Below are 15,797 nucleotides of genomic sequence, written 5' to 3' on the forward strand. Positions count from 1 at the left end.
GACAGCCCCTGTGGCTCTCTTGCCCAACAGGAGGTCCAGCAGCATGAGTTCGCGTCGTACTTGGATCATGATTCCCATTGTGGCCGGCGTATTGGCCATAGGCTGGCGTTTGCTGCCAGCCTCACAAGAAGTTCAAGCAGCAGGCGGCTATCCCCCTGCCGTTGTCGAATTGGCCAGCGTCAAGTCCCAAACCGCCCCTCGTCTTTTACATGCCGTCGGTGCACTGGAAGCCTGGCAGCAAGTGTCGCTGAGCGCAGAGACCAGTGGTCGTATTCGCAAGATTGATTTCACCTCCGGACAGCACGTCAAAGCCGGCCAGCCTCTGGTCTTGCTTAATGACGAACTGGAGCAAGCCAGCGTGCGCCGCGAGCAGGCGCAAGTCAAACAGACCGCTATTCAACTGACGCGGGTGCGCAAGTTAAAAGAACAGCAAGCCGCAACCCAGGAGCAACTGGATCAGGCCCAGGCTGATCACGCGGTAGCCCAGGCTCAACTGCAATATCAACGTGCTGAGCTGGCCTTGAAGCAGATTACCGCTCCCTTCTCGGGCCGCATCGGTATCACCAGCCTGCACCAGGGCCACTACCTGCAACCTGGCCAAGCTATTGCCAGTCTGGTCGATGACAGCCAATTGCGCGTAAACCTGACGGTGCCCGAGCAAAATCTGTCTGATTTAAGCGTGGGCCAGACCTTGCTGGTGCAAGTTGACGCCTGGCCGGGTGAAAACTTCCAGGCTGAAATCAGCGCTGTTGATCCTTTGATCGGTGCTTCGCGCACGGTGCGCCTGCAAGCCCTACTCCCCAATCCAGGTAATCGCCTCAAAGCGGGAATGTACGCCCGCGCTCAACTGAAACGCCCCGCCGAAGCCCCCGTACTGACCGTGCCCGAAACCGCACTGACCTACACCGCTTACGGCCAGACCGTGTTTGTGGCCTCCCCCAAGGATCAAGGTCTGTGGCAGGTCAAACGCGTAGCCGTACAAACTGGCGAGCAGTGGGATGAGCATGTCGAGATCCTTGAGGGCCTGAAAGAAGGCGACAAGGTGGTCAGCGCCGGTCAGATCAAGATTCAGGACGGCTCCACGGTACAGACCGCCAAGGACAAGGAGCCCGTATGAACACCGCCTCCCGTCCCGGTTTTACCGACTTGTTCGTGCGTCGGCCGGTTCTTGCCCTGGTGGTCAGTGCCTTGCTCCTGATGTTGGGTCTGTTCTCTCTGGACAAGCTGCCCATCCGGCAGTATCCCCTGCTGGAGAACTCCACCATCACGATTACCACCGAGTACCCCGGCGCCTCTGCACAGCTGATGCAAGGCTTCGTCACCCAACCTATCGCCCAGGCACTGGCCTCGGTGGAAGGGGTGGATTATCTGTCCTCCCACTCCGTGCAAAGTCGCAGTGTCGTGACCTTGCGCATGGAGCTGAACCGCGACTCCACCCAGGCACTGACCGAAGTCATGAGCAAGGTCAGCCAGGTGCGCTATCGCCTGCCTGAAGGCGCTTATGACCCGGTTGTGGAGCGCTCCTCCGGGGACTCCACCGCCGTGGCCTATGTGGGCTTTTCCACGACGTCGATCTCCATCCCGGAGCTGAACGACTATCTGTCCCGCGTGGTGGAACCCATGTTCTCCACCATTGATGGCGTCGCGAAGATCCAGACCTTTGGCGGCCAAAAACTGGCCATGCGACTCTGGCTGGATTCGGACCGCATGGCTGGCTATGGCCTGACTGCTGCCGATATTGCCCAGGCTGTACGCGCCAACAACTATCAGGCCGCTCCCGGCATGGTCAAAGGCCAGCATGTCTTGAGCAACATCCAACTCAACTCGGACCTGACCAGCGTGGCCGAGTTCCAGGACCTGATCGTGCGCGAAGACGGCACCTCTTTGGTACGACTGCGCGACATAGGCAAGGTTGAACTGGGTGCCGCCGCCACTGAGACCAGTGCCTTGATGGATGGTCTGCCCGCGATTCACCTGGGTTTGTTCCCTACTCCCGGCGGCAATCCCTTGCGCATTGTGGAAGGCATTCGTGACCGTCTGCCTGCCATTGAAGCGACCTTGCCACCCGGCGTAGAAGTGGCCCTGGCTTTTGAAACCGCCCGCTTCATTCAAGCCTCAATTGATGAAGTACTGAAGACCCTGACCGAAGCCATGATTATCGTGGTGCTGGTGATTTATCTGTGTCTGGGTTCCTTTCGCAGCGTGCTGATTCCGCTGGCTACCATTCCCTTGTCCATGTTGGGAGCCGCGGCCTTGATGCTGGCCTTTGGCTTCAGCATCAACTTGCTGACCTTGCTGGCCATGGTGCTGGCTATTGGTCTGGTCGTGGACGACGCGATTGTGGTGGTTGAAAACGTACACCGTCATATTGCCGCCGGGCGTTCGCCCGTGGTGGCCGCCCTGCTGGGCGCGCGTGAAGTGGCTGGTCCTGTAATCGCCATGACACTGACGCTGGCTGCGGTTTATGCCCCGATTGGTCTGATGGGTGGCCTGACTGGGGCACTCTTCAAGGAGTTTGCCCTGACCCTGGCCGGTGCCGTGCTGGTATCCGGGGTTGTAGCCTTGACCTTGTCCCCAGTGATGAGTTCCTTGCTGCTGCCCTCCCAGCAAGATGAAGGCCGCATGGCTCACATGGCAGAGAGCTTCTTTGGTGGTCTGTCGGCCCGCTATGGCCACTTGCTGGCCCGCTCCCTGCGTCATCGCTGGATTACCGGCGCGGTCGCCTTGCTGGTCTTTATCAGCCTGCCCGTGCTCTATCAAATGACGCACAGTGAACTGGCTCCCATTGAGGATCAGGCCAGCGTGCTGACAGCCGTGAAAGCCCCTCAAAACGCCAATCTGGCCTATGCCGAGCGCGACGGCAAGCTGCTGGATGACACGTACCGTGACGTAGCCGAAACCGAGAGCACCTGGCTGATTATGGGCACCGATGGCCCAGCCGCCAGCTTTGGCGGGATCAACCTGAAGGACTGGAGCAAGCGCGAGCGCGATGCCAGTGCCGTACAGGGCGAACTGCAAGGACGCGTCAGCGCGATTCCCGGCAGCAGCATCTTTGCTTTCCAGCTTGCCCCCTTGCCCGGCTCCAGCGGCGGGCTGCCGGTACAACTGGTACTGCGCAGTCCCGGCGACTACCGCACGGTGTACGACACGATGGAATGGGTGAAGCAGCAAGCCCGTGAAAGTGGCTTGTTCGTTGTAGTGGATAGCGACCTGGACTACAACAAGCCCGTTTCCCGCGTGGAAATTGACCGCAGCAAAGCCGCCAGCATGGGCATCAGCCTGCGTGATATTGCCGACTCTTTGGCTGTACTGGTGGGCGAGAACTACCTGAACCGCTTCTCGCTGGATGGCCGCTCGTACGACGTCATTCCGCAAAGCCAGCGTGAACTGCGCCTGACGGCTCAAGCCCTGACACGCCAGTTTGTACGCAGTGCCAATGGCGAGCTGGTGCCCTTGTCGACCATGGTCCAAATTCACAGCGAAGTAGAACCGAACAGCCTGCGCCAATTCAACCAGCAAAACTCGGCCACGCTGCAAGCCATTCCCGCTCCGGGCGTGACGCTGGGACAAGCGGTGGGCTATCTGGACGACATCGCCCGGCAATTGCCGGCAGGCTTTACGCATGACTGGCAATCCGAATCGCGCCAATTTACCCAGGAAAGTCAGTCTCTGGTGTGGGCTTTCCTGGCCGCACTGGTGGTGATTTATCTGGTGCTGGCCGCGCAGTACGAAAGCCTGGTGGACCCCATCATCATTTTGGTCACCGTCCCCTTGTCTCTATGCGGTGCCCTGCTGCCTTTGGCCCTGGGATTAGGCACGCTCAACATCTACACCCAGATAGGCCTGTTAACGCTGGTTGGTCTTATCAGCAAGCACGGCATCTTGATGGTGGAGTTTGCCAATGAACTGCAATTCAAAGAGGGCCTGAAAAAGCCCGAAGCCATCTTGCAAGCCGCCCGCATTCGTTTGCGCCCTGTGCTGATGACAACCGGAGCCATGGTCTTTGGTCTGGTGCCTCTTCTGTTTGCCTCCGGTGCGGGTGCTAACAGCCGCTTTGGTCTGGGTGTGGTGCTGGTCTCGGGCATGTTGATTGGCACGGTCTTCACTCTGTTTATCCTGCCGACTTTGTATACCTTGCTGGCGCGTGATCACGCCCATCAAGCAGACACCCCACGGGCGCGCGATTTGGCTCAGGCCCTGCGCCCTTCGACTGGAGAACACTCATCATGACGCCACCATTATCAAACAGGCTCGCGCCTGTGGCGCGTGCTCTGCGACTGGTGATCCCCAGCCTGATCCTGAGCGGTTGTGCCGTGGGACTGGACACCTCCATTCCCACCGCCCCAAGCCTGGCCGACACCAACTGGAACAGTCAGTTCGCCCAAACCACCGAACAAGGCGAAAACTGGTGGACCTTGCTGCAAGACCCGCAACTGGACGCCCTGATTGCCAAGGCCCTGGATCACAATCTGGATATTGCCCAGGCACAGGCCCGCTGGCGGGCCTCCCGCGCCCTGATCGACGAGCGCCAGCACGACCGCCTGCCGGCCGTCACGGCCCACGCCAGCTACAACCGTAGCGGTTCACAGTTTGCCGCAGCAGACGGTTCCATTGACCACGGCATTAGCGAAAACTGGCGCCTGGGCATGCAGGCCACGTGGGAGATTGATCTGTTCGGTCGTCTGGAACAATTAGCCCGCTCTGCCCAGGCTCGCAGCGAGGCCAGTGCAGATCAATTGGATCTGACTCGCCAGGCCATTGCCGCTGAACTGGCGCGTCAATATGTGCAAGCACAGGGTTTGCAACGACGACTGGCTCTGGCAGCGGACGATGTACGCAGTTGGGAACAAACCATCAAGCTGGTGCAGGCTGGTGTGTCGTTGGGCCGGGAACTGCCGGAGAATCTGGACAATGCCCAGGCGGGTCTGGAACGAGCCAAAACCCTAGTGCCTCAACTGCGCAGCGATCTGGAGCTGGCTCGTTTGCGTATCCAGGTGCTAAGCGGCGGACAAGCCGAGAGTATTGATACGCCGCTGCCTAGCGCCAAGGCACCTTTGGCCGCCTCCCTGCCTTTGGGGGACGTCAACGCCATGCTGTTCAACCGGCCTGACGTACGTGCCGCTCGACAGGAAATCCTGGCCAGTTCGCACGAAGTGGCCGCCGCCACCGCCGAGCTGTACCCCCGTCTGGATCTGGCTGGCTTTATCGGCTTCTTTGCTCTGAGGGGTAGCGACCTGGGTCATGCTGCCCGCGCCTTCGATGTTTCACCCGCCATGCAATGGCCTGCCCTGCGCTTGGGTCATGCCAGAGCGCGCTTGCGTGGCATGGAAGCCGTGGCTGATGAATCACGCCTGCACTATCAACAAGTGCTGCTGCAAGCTCAGGAAGAAATTCAGGGCTCTTTGCAAAGGCTGACTCAACATCAAGAGAGCCTGCTTAGCCTGACACGGGCGGCGTCACACCTGGAAAATGCCCATGAGCGCGCCTTGACGCGCTATGAAATAGGCGCTGGGGCCTATCAGCAAGTGTTGGAAAATCAGCGCAGCCTGAACCAGACCCGGCAAGAGCTGGCAATGGCGGAAACCGGCTCGTACCTGAATGTGATTGCCTTGTATCAGGCTTTGGGTTGGGGAGTAGCGGCACCGAGCCCGACAAAGTAGTTTCAGCTTTGATTGGCTTGGGGGTGGTCTGTCTCATAGATGGGCCGCCCCTTTTCTATTTGTGCGTCCGCCTGTTGCAGAAACTCGGATAGATTCGCAATCTTGCTTTGCATCAGCCGCTCCAGCCGCTTCCCACCAAACCACAGCAAGGCGCAGCAAAAAAGCGTAATCGGCAATACATACCAGCGCAGCCAGACCGAAGCATCCAGCAGCCAGCCTGCACCGGTAAAAATCACCACCAAGGTGCAGGCAATCCCATTATTGCGCTTGGCTTTGAGCAGAAATTTACTCAAGTCCTGGTGACCACGCTCCAGAGTCTCTACTTGCTCGCTCAACTGATCACGGTCTTTTTTCAACTGCGCCCAGGCGGCGCGCTGCTCCTGTGTCACCGGCCTGCCTGGTTCATGTTCCTGATTGCTCATTATCTCTACGCCTGCTCTCGCTACCCACAGCACATCAGACTAGCCAAAAAAGTGCTAATTCCCCAGCAAGGACGAACCTTTCTGCCCCAAAGACAGCACTTCACTGGCGTTCACAATGGCAATCGAAATATCTTCAATCGTGCTGCGTTTGTTCATGGCCTGCTCGCGGATCAGATCGTAGGCCTGATCTTCCGACACCTGATGGGTGCGCATCAAGATCGTCTTGGCCTGCGCTACATGCCGCTGCCCCAGCAGCTTGGTCTGCAACTTGCTGATCAGGCGACGCTGCTGGCGCAATTCCTTATGGTATTTGCGCGCCAGTACCACCGTGGACAACAAACCGAAAGAACGAATGGGCGAAGGCAGGATCGCCTGAATATTCAAATCCAGCACAGCGGAAACTATCGTGGGGTTTTCATAATTAACCACGGCAATCACTGTAGGGGCGTCTTCCTCGCAGACCCAGTCCAGGCGCAGGTGCAAGAGGTCCGGTTGCACGGCCAGAAATACCAGATCCGTTCCTGAAGGCAGGTTTTGCGTGGGCGGCCAGATGGTCTGGACCGAACACCCGATACGCTGCAGTTGCTGGGTCAGCAAGCGGCCATCGCTATCGTCCGGATGCATGACCACCATCGTCAATTGCCGCAGTTCCTTGAGCTGCGGCGAGGTGGCATGCGGAAAACGATTCCGCGTTCGCAAGGGCTTGTTTGCCGGCTCATCACCGTAGGAAGAGGAGTTGGCCACGCTTTATGTCTCCAAAGTATCCAGCTTGGCAGTCCAGTCGCCCAAAGAATGGGTGACCAGATAGGGGTCGGGTGAGACCGGGCGCGTTGCCTGGCGCACAATCACAAACTCGCCGTCGGCATTGATGCGTCCGATCCGAGGATAAAGCCATGTGTGGTGATTATTGGGATCGATCTTGATCCGCCCCTGAGGTGCATCCAGCTCGCTGCCCAGCAAGTAGGGCAGCAAATCCCCGATCGCATCGCTGGCGGATTGCCGATACGCATTGGCGAACAAATGCATCTGCGAATAAGCCGCTTCCCAACACAGATTAGGGTGGCAGTCGGCCCCAAAACGCTTGCGCAAACTGGCCAGGCAACGCGCATTGACGGCCGACTCGATGGATTGGAAGTACGGTGCAGCGGTAAAGTGCCCACAGGCAATATCGGCCCCCATCTGGGCGATCTCGGCCTCCGAGGTCGTCAGACTGGCAATAGGCATGGTCTGCGGATTGAAGCCCGCATTGGCATAGGCACGGTACAGATTGGCCGTGGAATCGCCCACCACGGTGGAGAAAATAAAGTCAGGCTGTTTCTGGCGTATATCTTGCATGATGCGGCTGTAATCGCCCTCGCTGGCATCCAGGGGCAGATAGTGTTCACCTAGCACTTGGCTATCAGGATGCTGCATGACCAGCTCACGCATGATGCGGTTGGACTCGTAGGGGTAGATGTAGTCCGAGCCAATCATGTAGACCCGCGCGCCGAAATTGCTGGTCATGAAATGCGCTAGCTGCACACTGTTCTGATTGGGGGCGGCGCCGGTATAGATCACATTGCCGGAGAACTCGAAACCTTCGTACAGAGTGGGATAAAACAGCAGCTTGTTCCACTTCTCCACAATCGGGATCACAGCCTTGCGGCTGCTGGACATATAGCAACCAAAGATCACATTGACGCGATCCTGCACAATCAGCCGCTCGGCCTGTTCAGCGTATAAAGTGGGCTTGGACGCTGGGTCGTAGCACACTGCCACCAGCTCGCGCCCGAGCAGGCCACCGGCCTCGTTGATTTCCTCAATCGCCAGTTTGGCGCCCTGCCATTGCGACTGACCAATGGTAGAGGTCATGCCGGTTGCGGAATAAAGAACGCCGACGCGTACGGGTTCGTTGTGAGCCAAAGTCCATCTCCTGTCTAGCATGGTAGGGGTGCAGGTCAACGGACCTGCCAGTAAACACGACAAGCGAGCATCAGGTTACTCCAAAAAACGGCTTGAATCTGGCCCCCCACCACGCTTGCACCCCTATGAAAACTACCAGGCATCCATCAGGATCAGGGTCCCGGGCAACCAGCAAGTCAGCGCTCCGATCAGGACGGTGTACGCGGGCAAAATACGCAAGGACCGTCCCAGCCCCAGGGCCACAAAAAACAGGAACCACAGGCTGGACCACAAAAGCCACATGGCGATCAAACGCGGATCACTGGCAGATCCGGCAAAGGCCAAGGCACTGACGGCAACAAACAAGCAATACCAACCAAAGCCCGCCCCTTTCAGGCCATACCACTGCACCACGGCCAGATACAGGTAGGTAAAGGCAAACAGCAGCCCGCCGGCAGCGGCGAAATAATCCGCCATTTGCTCACCACGCTGCAGGCCCAGCAAATTGATGAACAAGGCCAACAAACCCACCAGTAAATTAAAGGGGGCCAGATCTCGACTTTCAATACGTCCAGTCAAACCCACGCCATTGACAATCAGCACAGCCCCAATAAAGAAAAGCGCAACACCCAACATGGCATAAGCCTCCAAAACAAGGTGACGATCCCGGCCTGGCTGGCACCAGAAACTCCTGGTGCTGCATGAGCTCCGTGTATCGCGATGGCGTATTGCCGGCAGGCATGGTCCGAATAGTTCGCAACCTAATTACAAGGTCGGATTGATTTCAGGCAAACAAAAAAGCCCGGACCGGTTCAAACAATGAACCGGTCCGGGCTTCTTTGCCCAGCATCGGCGCTGGCAGCATTGGCAGCGGATGTCGTGTCTATTCGGAAATGTCTCAGCGATCTGAAATCGCGATCGATGCAATTCTTACATAGCCCGGACGATCGTCTGTACTAGCGATTACCCTAGCGGCTGACGATTGACGTACCAAATACATTTCATGCTAAAGTGCTCCATCGATTTAACGATCTGATTCTTATTTCATGAACCGCCCCGCATCCTCTTTGCCAAGCACTCTGCCCCTGTCGCGGGCCGCGTCGCTGCGGGCGGGCTCTCCCCCATCTGTCTTGCTGTTGACTGTCGTCGCCCCAGGCGTCGTCAATCAAGCCGCAGTCGTGTCCGACGTCGTCGTCGACACACGCGTCTACAGCGTCTGCTCCTAAGACCCTTTTTCTTTTCCTGCGCGGTTGATACGCCTGGAATGTCTTTGCAGACAAGTCTCATTTATTTAGACAGATAAAGAACGATCATGATTTCTTCTTCTCGCGCCCAAGGGGGTGCTATTGCCTTGTTCGTGCTGCTTTGGGGCAGCGCGGGTATTTTCACTCGTATCGGTTTGGACCATGGCTCGGTTATGGCCATGCTGATCCTGCGTTTTGCCATCGCCCTGCCTATGGTGGTTATGCTGGGGCACTTCAATGGCGGCTGGCTACCGCCCAAAGGGCAACGTCTGCTGCCGGCTATCAGCGGTTTGCTGATGATCGGGCTGTATTCCTTTTTCTATTTTGAAACTCTGGCCCAGGGAATCACGCCCGGTCTGCTGGCAACGATCCTGGGTGTACAACCGATTCTGACCTTGGCCTTGACCGAGCGGCGTTTTTCCCTGACCCGTGTAGCCGGTTTAGCCCTGTCGCTGACCGGGCTGATTCTGGTGGTGTATCAAAGCCTGATTGTCAGCCGTTTGTCCGTAACGGGTCTGGTGTTTGCCATTGCGGCTTTGTTAAGCATTACTGTCGGGACGATTGTTCAAAAGCGCCAGCCTGTGGGGGCTTTGCAGGGCATGCCTTTGCAATACTCTTTGTCTTTGGGCTTGTTTATTCTGGTGTCTCTGGGTTTGGGGCAAGACATCCGCTGGGAGAACACCTTGGGCTTTTGGGGGCCTGTTATTTGGCTTGGCCTGGTGATTTCCGTGCTGGCCCAGTTGCTGCTGTATCGCATGATTCGCAGCGGGAATCTGGTCAATGTCACTAGCCTGTTTTATCTGGTTCCTGTGGTGACAGCCGGATTGGATTTCCTGATTCTGGGCAATACCTTGGCGGCTCGCGCGGGGTTGGGACTGGTGGCTATCTTGGCGGGTCTGTGGCTGACATTACGGAAGAAGGCGGCGTAAGTCTGCTTTTTATAAGTGGGGTTTCATAGAGAGTGAAATCAGTCTTTGAATGATGAGATCGGTCTCAGTGAAACCACCACTTGGGTCCCTCTACAGGGATTGGGCTGAGCACTTGCCGGTGCTGCGCACCGGTGCCCTTGTCAGGAGATAGCTACGGGCGCATCCTGAACTCGCCGGGTACTTGGTCCCCCGGACCAAGTACAAGCGTCCGGCTCAAACAGCAGGATGCTTGAACCCCTACGCTATCTCCTGACCGCGGCAAGTACTCTGATCCGCCCAATCCCTGTAGAGGGACCCAAGTGGTTCACAGTGATGCAACTCCACGCTTCAAGCTGGTTTGCTTCCAAGATCCAAATACTCATAGATAGATCCTAATACCTAGATCTCTATTTTTAAGCGCAACCCTCAAAGCGCCCCTCTAAAAACCCCTGATTTACGAGTTCTCGCTACAGATAGATGCCAATCATCAGCATGTGAGTACGGCAAGCACGTTGATCATCATTGATGATTACTTTTGGGTATTTCAACTGGCCTCACTGCGCTCAATGGCAGTAGCCCTTCAATCCATCTCAACAACTTGGCCAACAACAAGCCCTAAGCCCACCAAGCGCCAAGCCAAGGAACTCTAAAAAGCCCCCTGTCTCCTATACAACCAGCACTTTCTCCCGCCACAAATCGGTTTTTCTATATTTCTCCGTTTTGAGCCGCTTGGGGGCCGGGGCCAGGGGGGTGGGCGATTCAGACTGCTTGCCGCAGGCGGTTCTGATATCCGGGATGCAAGCCCTGTGCTGCTTGAGCCCGACGCTTGTGATTGGTCCGGGGGACCAATCACCGGGCGAGTTCACAGGGCGCCCGGATATCAGAATCGACAAGGGCACCGATGCGCAGCATCGGCAAGTAGTCAAGCCCCTCCTGGACCCAGCCCCCAAGCGGCGTCCCCACACCGAGACACCCAACAAAAAAAACCGACATCTCCAACCCTGGGGTCGGGCGAGATATCGGTTCAAAAGCCGGGGGCCTGTTCCCGGCGGGCTACCGTTTCAAAACGTGCTTTTAATTATTAATTCCAGAAGAACTCATCCCAGCCGTCTCACTGCACCGCAATCCAGTCCTGCAATTCCTTCTCCCCTTGCCAGGGTTGACTACGATCAGCACTGGCCGTGCGTGCCTGGGCAACCAGCTCGGAAGTGATAGCATCCACCTCATTTCCCCACTCATGGCGAATAAAGCTCAACACAGCCGCCAGCTCCGCATCACTGAATTGTTCTGCAAACGCAGGCATCGCCCCCTGATATTCCTGACCTTTCACCGTAATAGGCCCGGTAATCCCATGCAGCACCAATTGCGCCAGCACCGTGGGTTCTCCCTTCACCCATTCAGAGTCAGCCAAAGGCGGAAACACCCCTGACAAACCTTGTCCCGTCGCCTGGTGACACGCTACACAGGCATTGGCATACAACTGCTTGCCGTCCGCAGACGCACTGGCAGGAGCGGGAGCCAACACAGCCAACGGTCGTTGATCCCCCAGACGGGGAGAGCTGTTAGGCTGAGCTGACACGATGTAATACACCGCCCAGGCCAGCAAAGCCAAAACCACCAGAATCACAACGCGCGGAACCGGGTTGTATTGCTCGTGAGGATCCGCATTCTCGCTTTGACGACTTTGCACAGGGCGACTCATTCCTCACCTCCCACTGCATCCGCACTCAAGATCGGATACACATGCTTGAGCGATTGCAAATACACCACCAGATCCAAGGCCTCCGGACGGGCCACCACCACCTTGCCCTCCGGTGCCACACCCGGCGGCAGACTCACGACGCGCTCATCGGGCTGCACCTGATCTGGGCTCTTGGCTTCAAACAAGAAACGATAGGGAGGCATATTGCTACCCGGCGAGTATGCGCGTGGATCGTACAAATGGCCCAGATGCCAATCCTGACTAGGCTGACGCACGCCAATATTGAACAAATCCGGCCCGGTACGCATGGTGCCCAGCAAAGGCGGATCGTCGTAGTGATAATCCCCCGCAACCGAAGCGCGCCCCCAACCACGGCTGGCATCGGCTACACCCGCACCCGTGGTGCTGGGCTGCTGCGTGTGACAAGTAATGCAGCCATTGCCCCGATACACCGCCCGCCCCCGTATTTCCTGACTGGTATAGGGTGACAAGCCTTCCGGGGCAGGCTCGTCCTTCAGTTGCAAAAAGGGCACCACAATCATGGCCGCCGTTGCCAAGGACAAAGTCACCATGGACCCGATAATCAACTTCAACTCGTTTTCCATGACCTTAAACCTCCAGCTCAGCGGTACGGCGCACAGCAGCCGAGCGGGACTCGGTCAAGGCAAACGCACCCGACTTCACAATCATCAGCAATACGTGCAGGGCGAAAACCAGATGGCCCAGCGTCATCATGGCGCCGCCAATGGAACGACCTTGCAGCCACGGCATGGTGACCGCCACCGATTCCATAAAGCCACGCGCAGGATCCAGCAGGGCCAAGCCTTGCAGCACGCCACCAATGCTGAGCGTGATCATGTAGACAGCAAAACCAGCCACCACCAACCAGAAGTGCCAGGAGATCAAGGCGGGACGAGGCCAGGCGGTATTCAGAATGCGTGGCAAGGCAAAGTACACGCCACCAAAAATCACCATGGTCACAAAGCCGTACATACCCAGATGAGCGTGTGCCACCGTAAAGTGCGTAAAGTGAGTAATGGAGTTCAGCGAACGCAGCGCTTCAGCAGAGCCTTGCAGAGACGCGACGGTGTACATCATGGCGCCAAAGACAATGAAACGCAGAACAGGCGAGTGACGCAGCGCACTGAAATGACCTTTCAGCGTCAAGTGCTGGTTAGCCGAAAAGGCCAGCACCGGAATCACCATCATCATGCTTTGAACGATGGACAGGGTAATCAGCCATTCAGGAATAGGACCACCAATCAGATGGTGCGCCCCCACCTGTCCGTAGAAAAACGCCAGCGTCCAGAATCCCAGCAGCGACAAGTTATAGGAGCGCACGGGCCGCCCGATGACTTTAGGCAGGAAATAGTAAATGGCGGCAATCGACATGGGGGTGTAGAACAAGCCCAATACGTTATGCCCGAACCACCAGTTCATGGTGGCTTGCTCCACCCCGAAGTGCACGCCAGGAACCTTGGCCACCAGATACAGAATGGGGAACCAGAACAGCGCCGCACCGATATACCAAACCGACACGTATAAGTGCTTGACCTTGCGTTGCGAGAGCATCAAGGCCAGCGGCATACCAATCATCATGCCGCCAAAGGCAAACAACACGCCAATTTGCCAAGGGATCTCCAGCCACTCCAGGCCCGCATTCAAGCCAATGGCCAGCGCGCCCATCCCGGCCACCAAGGCGGCGTTCCAGACCAGGCCGCCCACCATCACCAAACGGCCCCCCAATAAGGGAGTTTGCAACAAGCGCGGCAGCATCCAGATGGTCAGGCCCAGCAAGCCCATAGGCGCCCAACCATAGGCCACGCCGTTCAGGTGAATCGTGCGTAAACGGCCAAAGCTCAACCAGGACACATCCCCCAGAAACTCGGGCCAGTGCAGCTTCAAGGAGCTGATCAGCCCCGCAAACGAAGCCACCACCAGCCAGACCACCGCACAGACAATCAGCAAAAAAGCAGGCAAGGAACTGGAACGGTCAGCCTGCTCACGTGCAGCCATTTCAATGGCACTGGTTTGTTGGCCATGATTTTCTGCCAGATGGTCGGCAGCAGCCAGACTCAACGCCTGCCGTTGGGCATCACCGGCAGAGGGTTCTTCGGGCTGGCCGATTTCGCCCTTGTGAAAAATAGTGCGTGCACCACTGACGTCAGCATCGAACAGGCCCTTGCGCAAGGACCAGATAAAGGCAAAAAGCCCGGCAATCGACAGGATGAATGCGGCAAGCAAAAGCGCCGTCGGGTTCATGGTATTCCTCTGAGTAGATAGGCCCGCCGCCCACACGGGCACGGACGAAAACACCCGGCAAGGCTACCCGTCGGTACAGTGCATTCCAAGAATCAGTTAATGCTTAAAAAACCCTATCAGTTGGCTTGAAAGCCGTGTAAACCGCGACTTGCTTGTATTTACCGGCATACCCATCAGATAATAAAAAAACCGCATTTATTAAAATTACCGTATCAGATGGAGCACAGAGCAGCATGAAACTGTACGAGACGCTGGCCAAGGAACTGGCCCAGGCCATTCTTGACGGCACCGTAGCGGCAGGCGAGCGCATGCCCTCTGTGCGTCAATTGATGGATAAGCACAAGATCAGTGCCTCGACGATTTTCCAGGCCTATTACCGACTGGAAGCACAAGGCTTAATCAAGGCGCGACCGCGTTCAGGCTATTACGTGTGCGCCAGTCTGGCTCCTCATACGCTGGAGGCAGATACAGCCTCCCAACCCCCTCTGCAAGCGACCAGCGTCAACAATAGCGACCTGATCATGGCGATCTTGCAATCCAGCTCCGAGCGCTCCGTAGCCCCCTTTGGATCCGCATTTCCCAGCCCCCTGCTCTTTCCTCTGGAACGGCTTGGGCGCTTCTTGTCCGCCAGTCTGAAACAGCAAGACCCTTGGGCCAGCGTGGATGACCTGACCCAGGGCCACGCTCCCTTGCGCCGCCAGATTGCCTTGCGTTACCTGGCTCAAGGCATGGCCATCAATGCCAACGATATTGTGATTACCAACGGGGCTCTGGAAGCACTGAACCTCTGTCTGGCTGCAGTGACTCAACCGGGTGACATTGTGCTGGTGGAGTCACCCACCTTTTATGCCGCCCTGCAATCGCTGGAACGCATGAAGCTCCAGGCCCTAGAAGTGCCCACCCACCCGCGTGAAGGCATTGATCTGGAAGCGCTGGAGCACGCCATCAAGCAACACGCCCCCAAAGCCTGCTGGCTGATGACAAACTTTCAGAATCCGCTGGGCAGCCTGATGCCCGACACTAAAAAAGCCCAACTGGTCGAGCTGCTGGCCCGCTATGAAATCCCCTTGATCGAGGACGATGTCTATGGCGAGTTGTACTTCGACACGGAACGCCCTCGTCCCGCCAAAGCCTTCGACCGTCAAGGTCTGGTGATGCACTGCTCCTCTTTTTCCAAAACCCTGGCACCCGGTTACCGCATCGGCTGGGCCGTCCCGGGACGCTATATACGCGAAGTCGCCCAAGCCAAGCTGACCACCACCCTGACCTCCCCCGTGCCCACGCAACTAGCCTTGGCCAGCTATCTGGAAAAAGGCGCGTACGACCAGCATCTGCGCCGTTTGCGTACCCAGTTAAAAAACCAGTATGCGCAGTTCTCCAAAGCCTTGGGACGCTACTTCCCCGCAGGCACGCGGGCCACCCGCCCCGAAGGCGGCTACTTCCTGTGGGTAGAACTGGAACAAAGCGTGCAGACCCTGGAATTACATCGTCAGGCCCTGTCCCAGGGCATCAGTCTGGCGCCGGGTTCCATCTTTTCAACCACCCAGAATTACAGCCATTGCCTGCGTCTTAACTTTGGCCACCCCTGGACAGAACACAGTGATCAGGCCTTGGAGATTCTGGGTAACTTATGCCGACCATTGCCACTTAAAAAGTAAAGGCACGTAGCTCCTGACGATAGAAAATAAAAATTGGCAGCTTATTGAATGACAAAAGAA

At 57.2% G+C, this 15,797-nt stretch carries 12 protein-coding genes; 5 read left to right on the top strand and 7 right to left on the bottom strand.

From position 1 onward, the window contains the following. Nucleotides 1-43 precede the first annotated feature (43 nt). The 3 genes from AC6I6N_RS07870 to AC6I6N_RS07880 are packed head-to-tail and all read left to right on the top strand — an operon-like array spanning nucleotide 44 to nucleotide 5,660. Entirely contained in the window at nucleotides 44-1,117 is a 1,074-nt protein-coding gene (locus AC6I6N_RS07870; protein ID WP_497943379.1) for an efflux RND transporter periplasmic adaptor subunit, read from the top strand. Continuing rightward, complete coding sequence (locus AC6I6N_RS07875) at nucleotides 1,114-4,230, top strand: MexW/MexI family multidrug efflux RND transporter permease subunit (RefSeq protein ID WP_497943380.1); 3,117 nt, start codon at nucleotides 1,114-1,116, stop codon at nucleotides 4,228-4,230. The genes AC6I6N_RS07870 and AC6I6N_RS07875 overlap by 4 nt, the downstream gene beginning before the upstream one ends. Beyond that, nucleotides 4,227-5,660, top strand: a complete 1,434-nt coding sequence (locus AC6I6N_RS07880; protein WP_497943381.1) for an efflux transporter outer membrane subunit — start codon at nucleotides 4,227-4,229, stop codon at nucleotides 5,658-5,660. The genes AC6I6N_RS07875 and AC6I6N_RS07880 overlap by 4 nt, the downstream gene beginning before the upstream one ends. A 2-nt stretch (nucleotides 5,661-5,662) precedes the next feature. On the opposite strand, the gene AC6I6N_RS07885 is transcribed toward AC6I6N_RS07880, so the two are convergent. From AC6I6N_RS07885 to AC6I6N_RS07900, 4 genes are all read right to left on the bottom strand, one after another. Then, nucleotides 5,663-6,082, bottom strand: coding sequence for a hypothetical protein (locus AC6I6N_RS07885; protein WP_497943382.1), 420 nt, complete (start codon nucleotides 6,080-6,082; stop codon nucleotides 5,663-5,665). A gap of 54 nt (nucleotides 6,083-6,136) precedes the next feature. Further along, nucleotides 6,137-6,826, bottom strand: a complete 690-nt coding sequence (locus AC6I6N_RS07890; RefSeq protein WP_094197475.1) for an ANTAR domain-containing response regulator — start codon at nucleotides 6,824-6,826, stop codon at nucleotides 6,137-6,139. Between the two features lie 3 nt (nucleotides 6,827-6,829). Continuing rightward, complete coding sequence (locus tag AC6I6N_RS07895) at nucleotides 6,830-7,984, bottom strand: transporter substrate-binding domain-containing protein (protein ID WP_497943383.1); 1,155 nt, start codon at nucleotides 7,982-7,984, stop codon at nucleotides 6,830-6,832. 132 nt (nucleotides 7,985-8,116) lie between these two features. Then, nucleotides 8,117-8,599, bottom strand: a complete 483-nt coding sequence (locus tag AC6I6N_RS07900) for an AmiS/UreI family transporter (protein ID WP_094197477.1) — start codon at nucleotides 8,597-8,599, stop codon at nucleotides 8,117-8,119. Between the two features lie 676 nt (nucleotides 8,600-9,275). Here AC6I6N_RS07900 and AC6I6N_RS07905 point away from each other — a divergent pair. After that, nucleotides 9,276-10,136, top strand: coding sequence for a DMT family transporter (locus AC6I6N_RS07905; protein WP_230017587.1), 861 nt, complete (start codon nucleotides 9,276-9,278; stop codon nucleotides 10,134-10,136). A 1,090-nt stretch (nucleotides 10,137-11,226) separates the two neighbouring features. On the opposite strand, the gene AC6I6N_RS07910 is transcribed toward AC6I6N_RS07905, so the two are convergent. Genes AC6I6N_RS07910 through AC6I6N_RS07920 form a run of 3 tightly spaced genes read right to left on the bottom strand, consistent with a single transcriptional unit; the run spans nucleotide 11,227 to nucleotide 14,079 of the window. Further along, nucleotides 11,227-11,817: a c-type cytochrome gene (locus tag AC6I6N_RS07910; RefSeq protein WP_497943384.1), complete on the bottom strand. Its 591-nt coding sequence runs from the start codon at nucleotides 11,815-11,817 to the stop codon at nucleotides 11,227-11,229. After that, nucleotides 11,814-12,422, bottom strand: coding sequence for a cbb3-type cytochrome c oxidase subunit II (locus AC6I6N_RS07915; protein ID WP_094197481.1), 609 nt, complete (start codon nucleotides 12,420-12,422; stop codon nucleotides 11,814-11,816). The genes AC6I6N_RS07910 and AC6I6N_RS07915 overlap by 4 nt, the downstream gene beginning before the upstream one ends. A 4-nt stretch (nucleotides 12,423-12,426) precedes the next feature. Continuing rightward, nucleotides 12,427-14,079 carry a cbb3-type cytochrome c oxidase subunit I gene (locus AC6I6N_RS07920; RefSeq protein WP_497943385.1) on the bottom strand — a complete coding sequence of 551 codons (1,653 nt, stop codon included), beginning with the start codon at nucleotides 14,077-14,079 and terminating at the stop codon, nucleotides 12,427-12,429. A 233-nt stretch (nucleotides 14,080-14,312) separates the two neighbouring features. On the opposite strand from AC6I6N_RS07920, the gene AC6I6N_RS07925 reads away from it, so the two are divergent. Next, nucleotides 14,313-15,737: an aminotransferase-like domain-containing protein gene (locus AC6I6N_RS07925; RefSeq protein WP_497943386.1), complete on the top strand. Its 1,425-nt coding sequence runs from the start codon at nucleotides 14,313-14,315 to the stop codon at nucleotides 15,735-15,737. Nucleotides 15,738-15,797: the final 60 nt, after the last annotated feature.

Source organism: Alcaligenes sp. LTN-3, assembly GCF_059735605.1.

Coding starts and splice junctions, on each gene's coding strand:
- AC6I6N_RS07870 (WP_497943379.1), top strand. CDS start 44: ATGAGTTCGCGTCGTACTTGGATCATGATTCCCATTGTGGCCGGCGTA.
- AC6I6N_RS07875 (WP_497943380.1), top strand. CDS start 1,114: ATGAACACCGCCTCCCGTCCCGGTTTTACCGACTTGTTCGTGCGTCGG.
- AC6I6N_RS07880 (WP_497943381.1), top strand. CDS start 4,227: ATGACGCCACCATTATCAAACAGGCTCGCGCCTGTGGCGCGTGCTCTG.
- AC6I6N_RS07885 (WP_497943382.1), bottom strand. CDS start 6,082: ATGAGCAATCAGGAACATGAACCAGGCAGGCCGGTGACACAGGAGCAG.
- AC6I6N_RS07900 (WP_094197477.1), bottom strand. CDS start 8,599: ATGTTGGGTGTTGCGCTTTTCTTTATTGGGGCTGTGCTGATTGTCAAT.
- AC6I6N_RS07905 (WP_230017587.1), top strand. CDS start 9,276: ATGATTTCTTCTTCTCGCGCCCAAGGGGGTGCTATTGCCTTGTTCGTG.
- AC6I6N_RS07910 (WP_497943384.1), bottom strand. CDS start 11,817: ATGAGTCGCCCTGTGCAAAGTCGTCAAAGCGAGAATGCGGATCCTCAC.
- AC6I6N_RS07915 (WP_094197481.1), bottom strand. CDS start 12,422: ATGGAAAACGAGTTGAAGTTGATTATCGGGTCCATGGTGACTTTGTCC.
- AC6I6N_RS07920 (WP_497943385.1), bottom strand. CDS start 14,079: ATGAACCCGACGGCGCTTTTGCTTGCCGCATTCATCCTGTCGATTGCC.
- AC6I6N_RS07925 (WP_497943386.1), top strand. CDS start 14,313: ATGAAACTGTACGAGACGCTGGCCAAGGAACTGGCCCAGGCCATTCTT.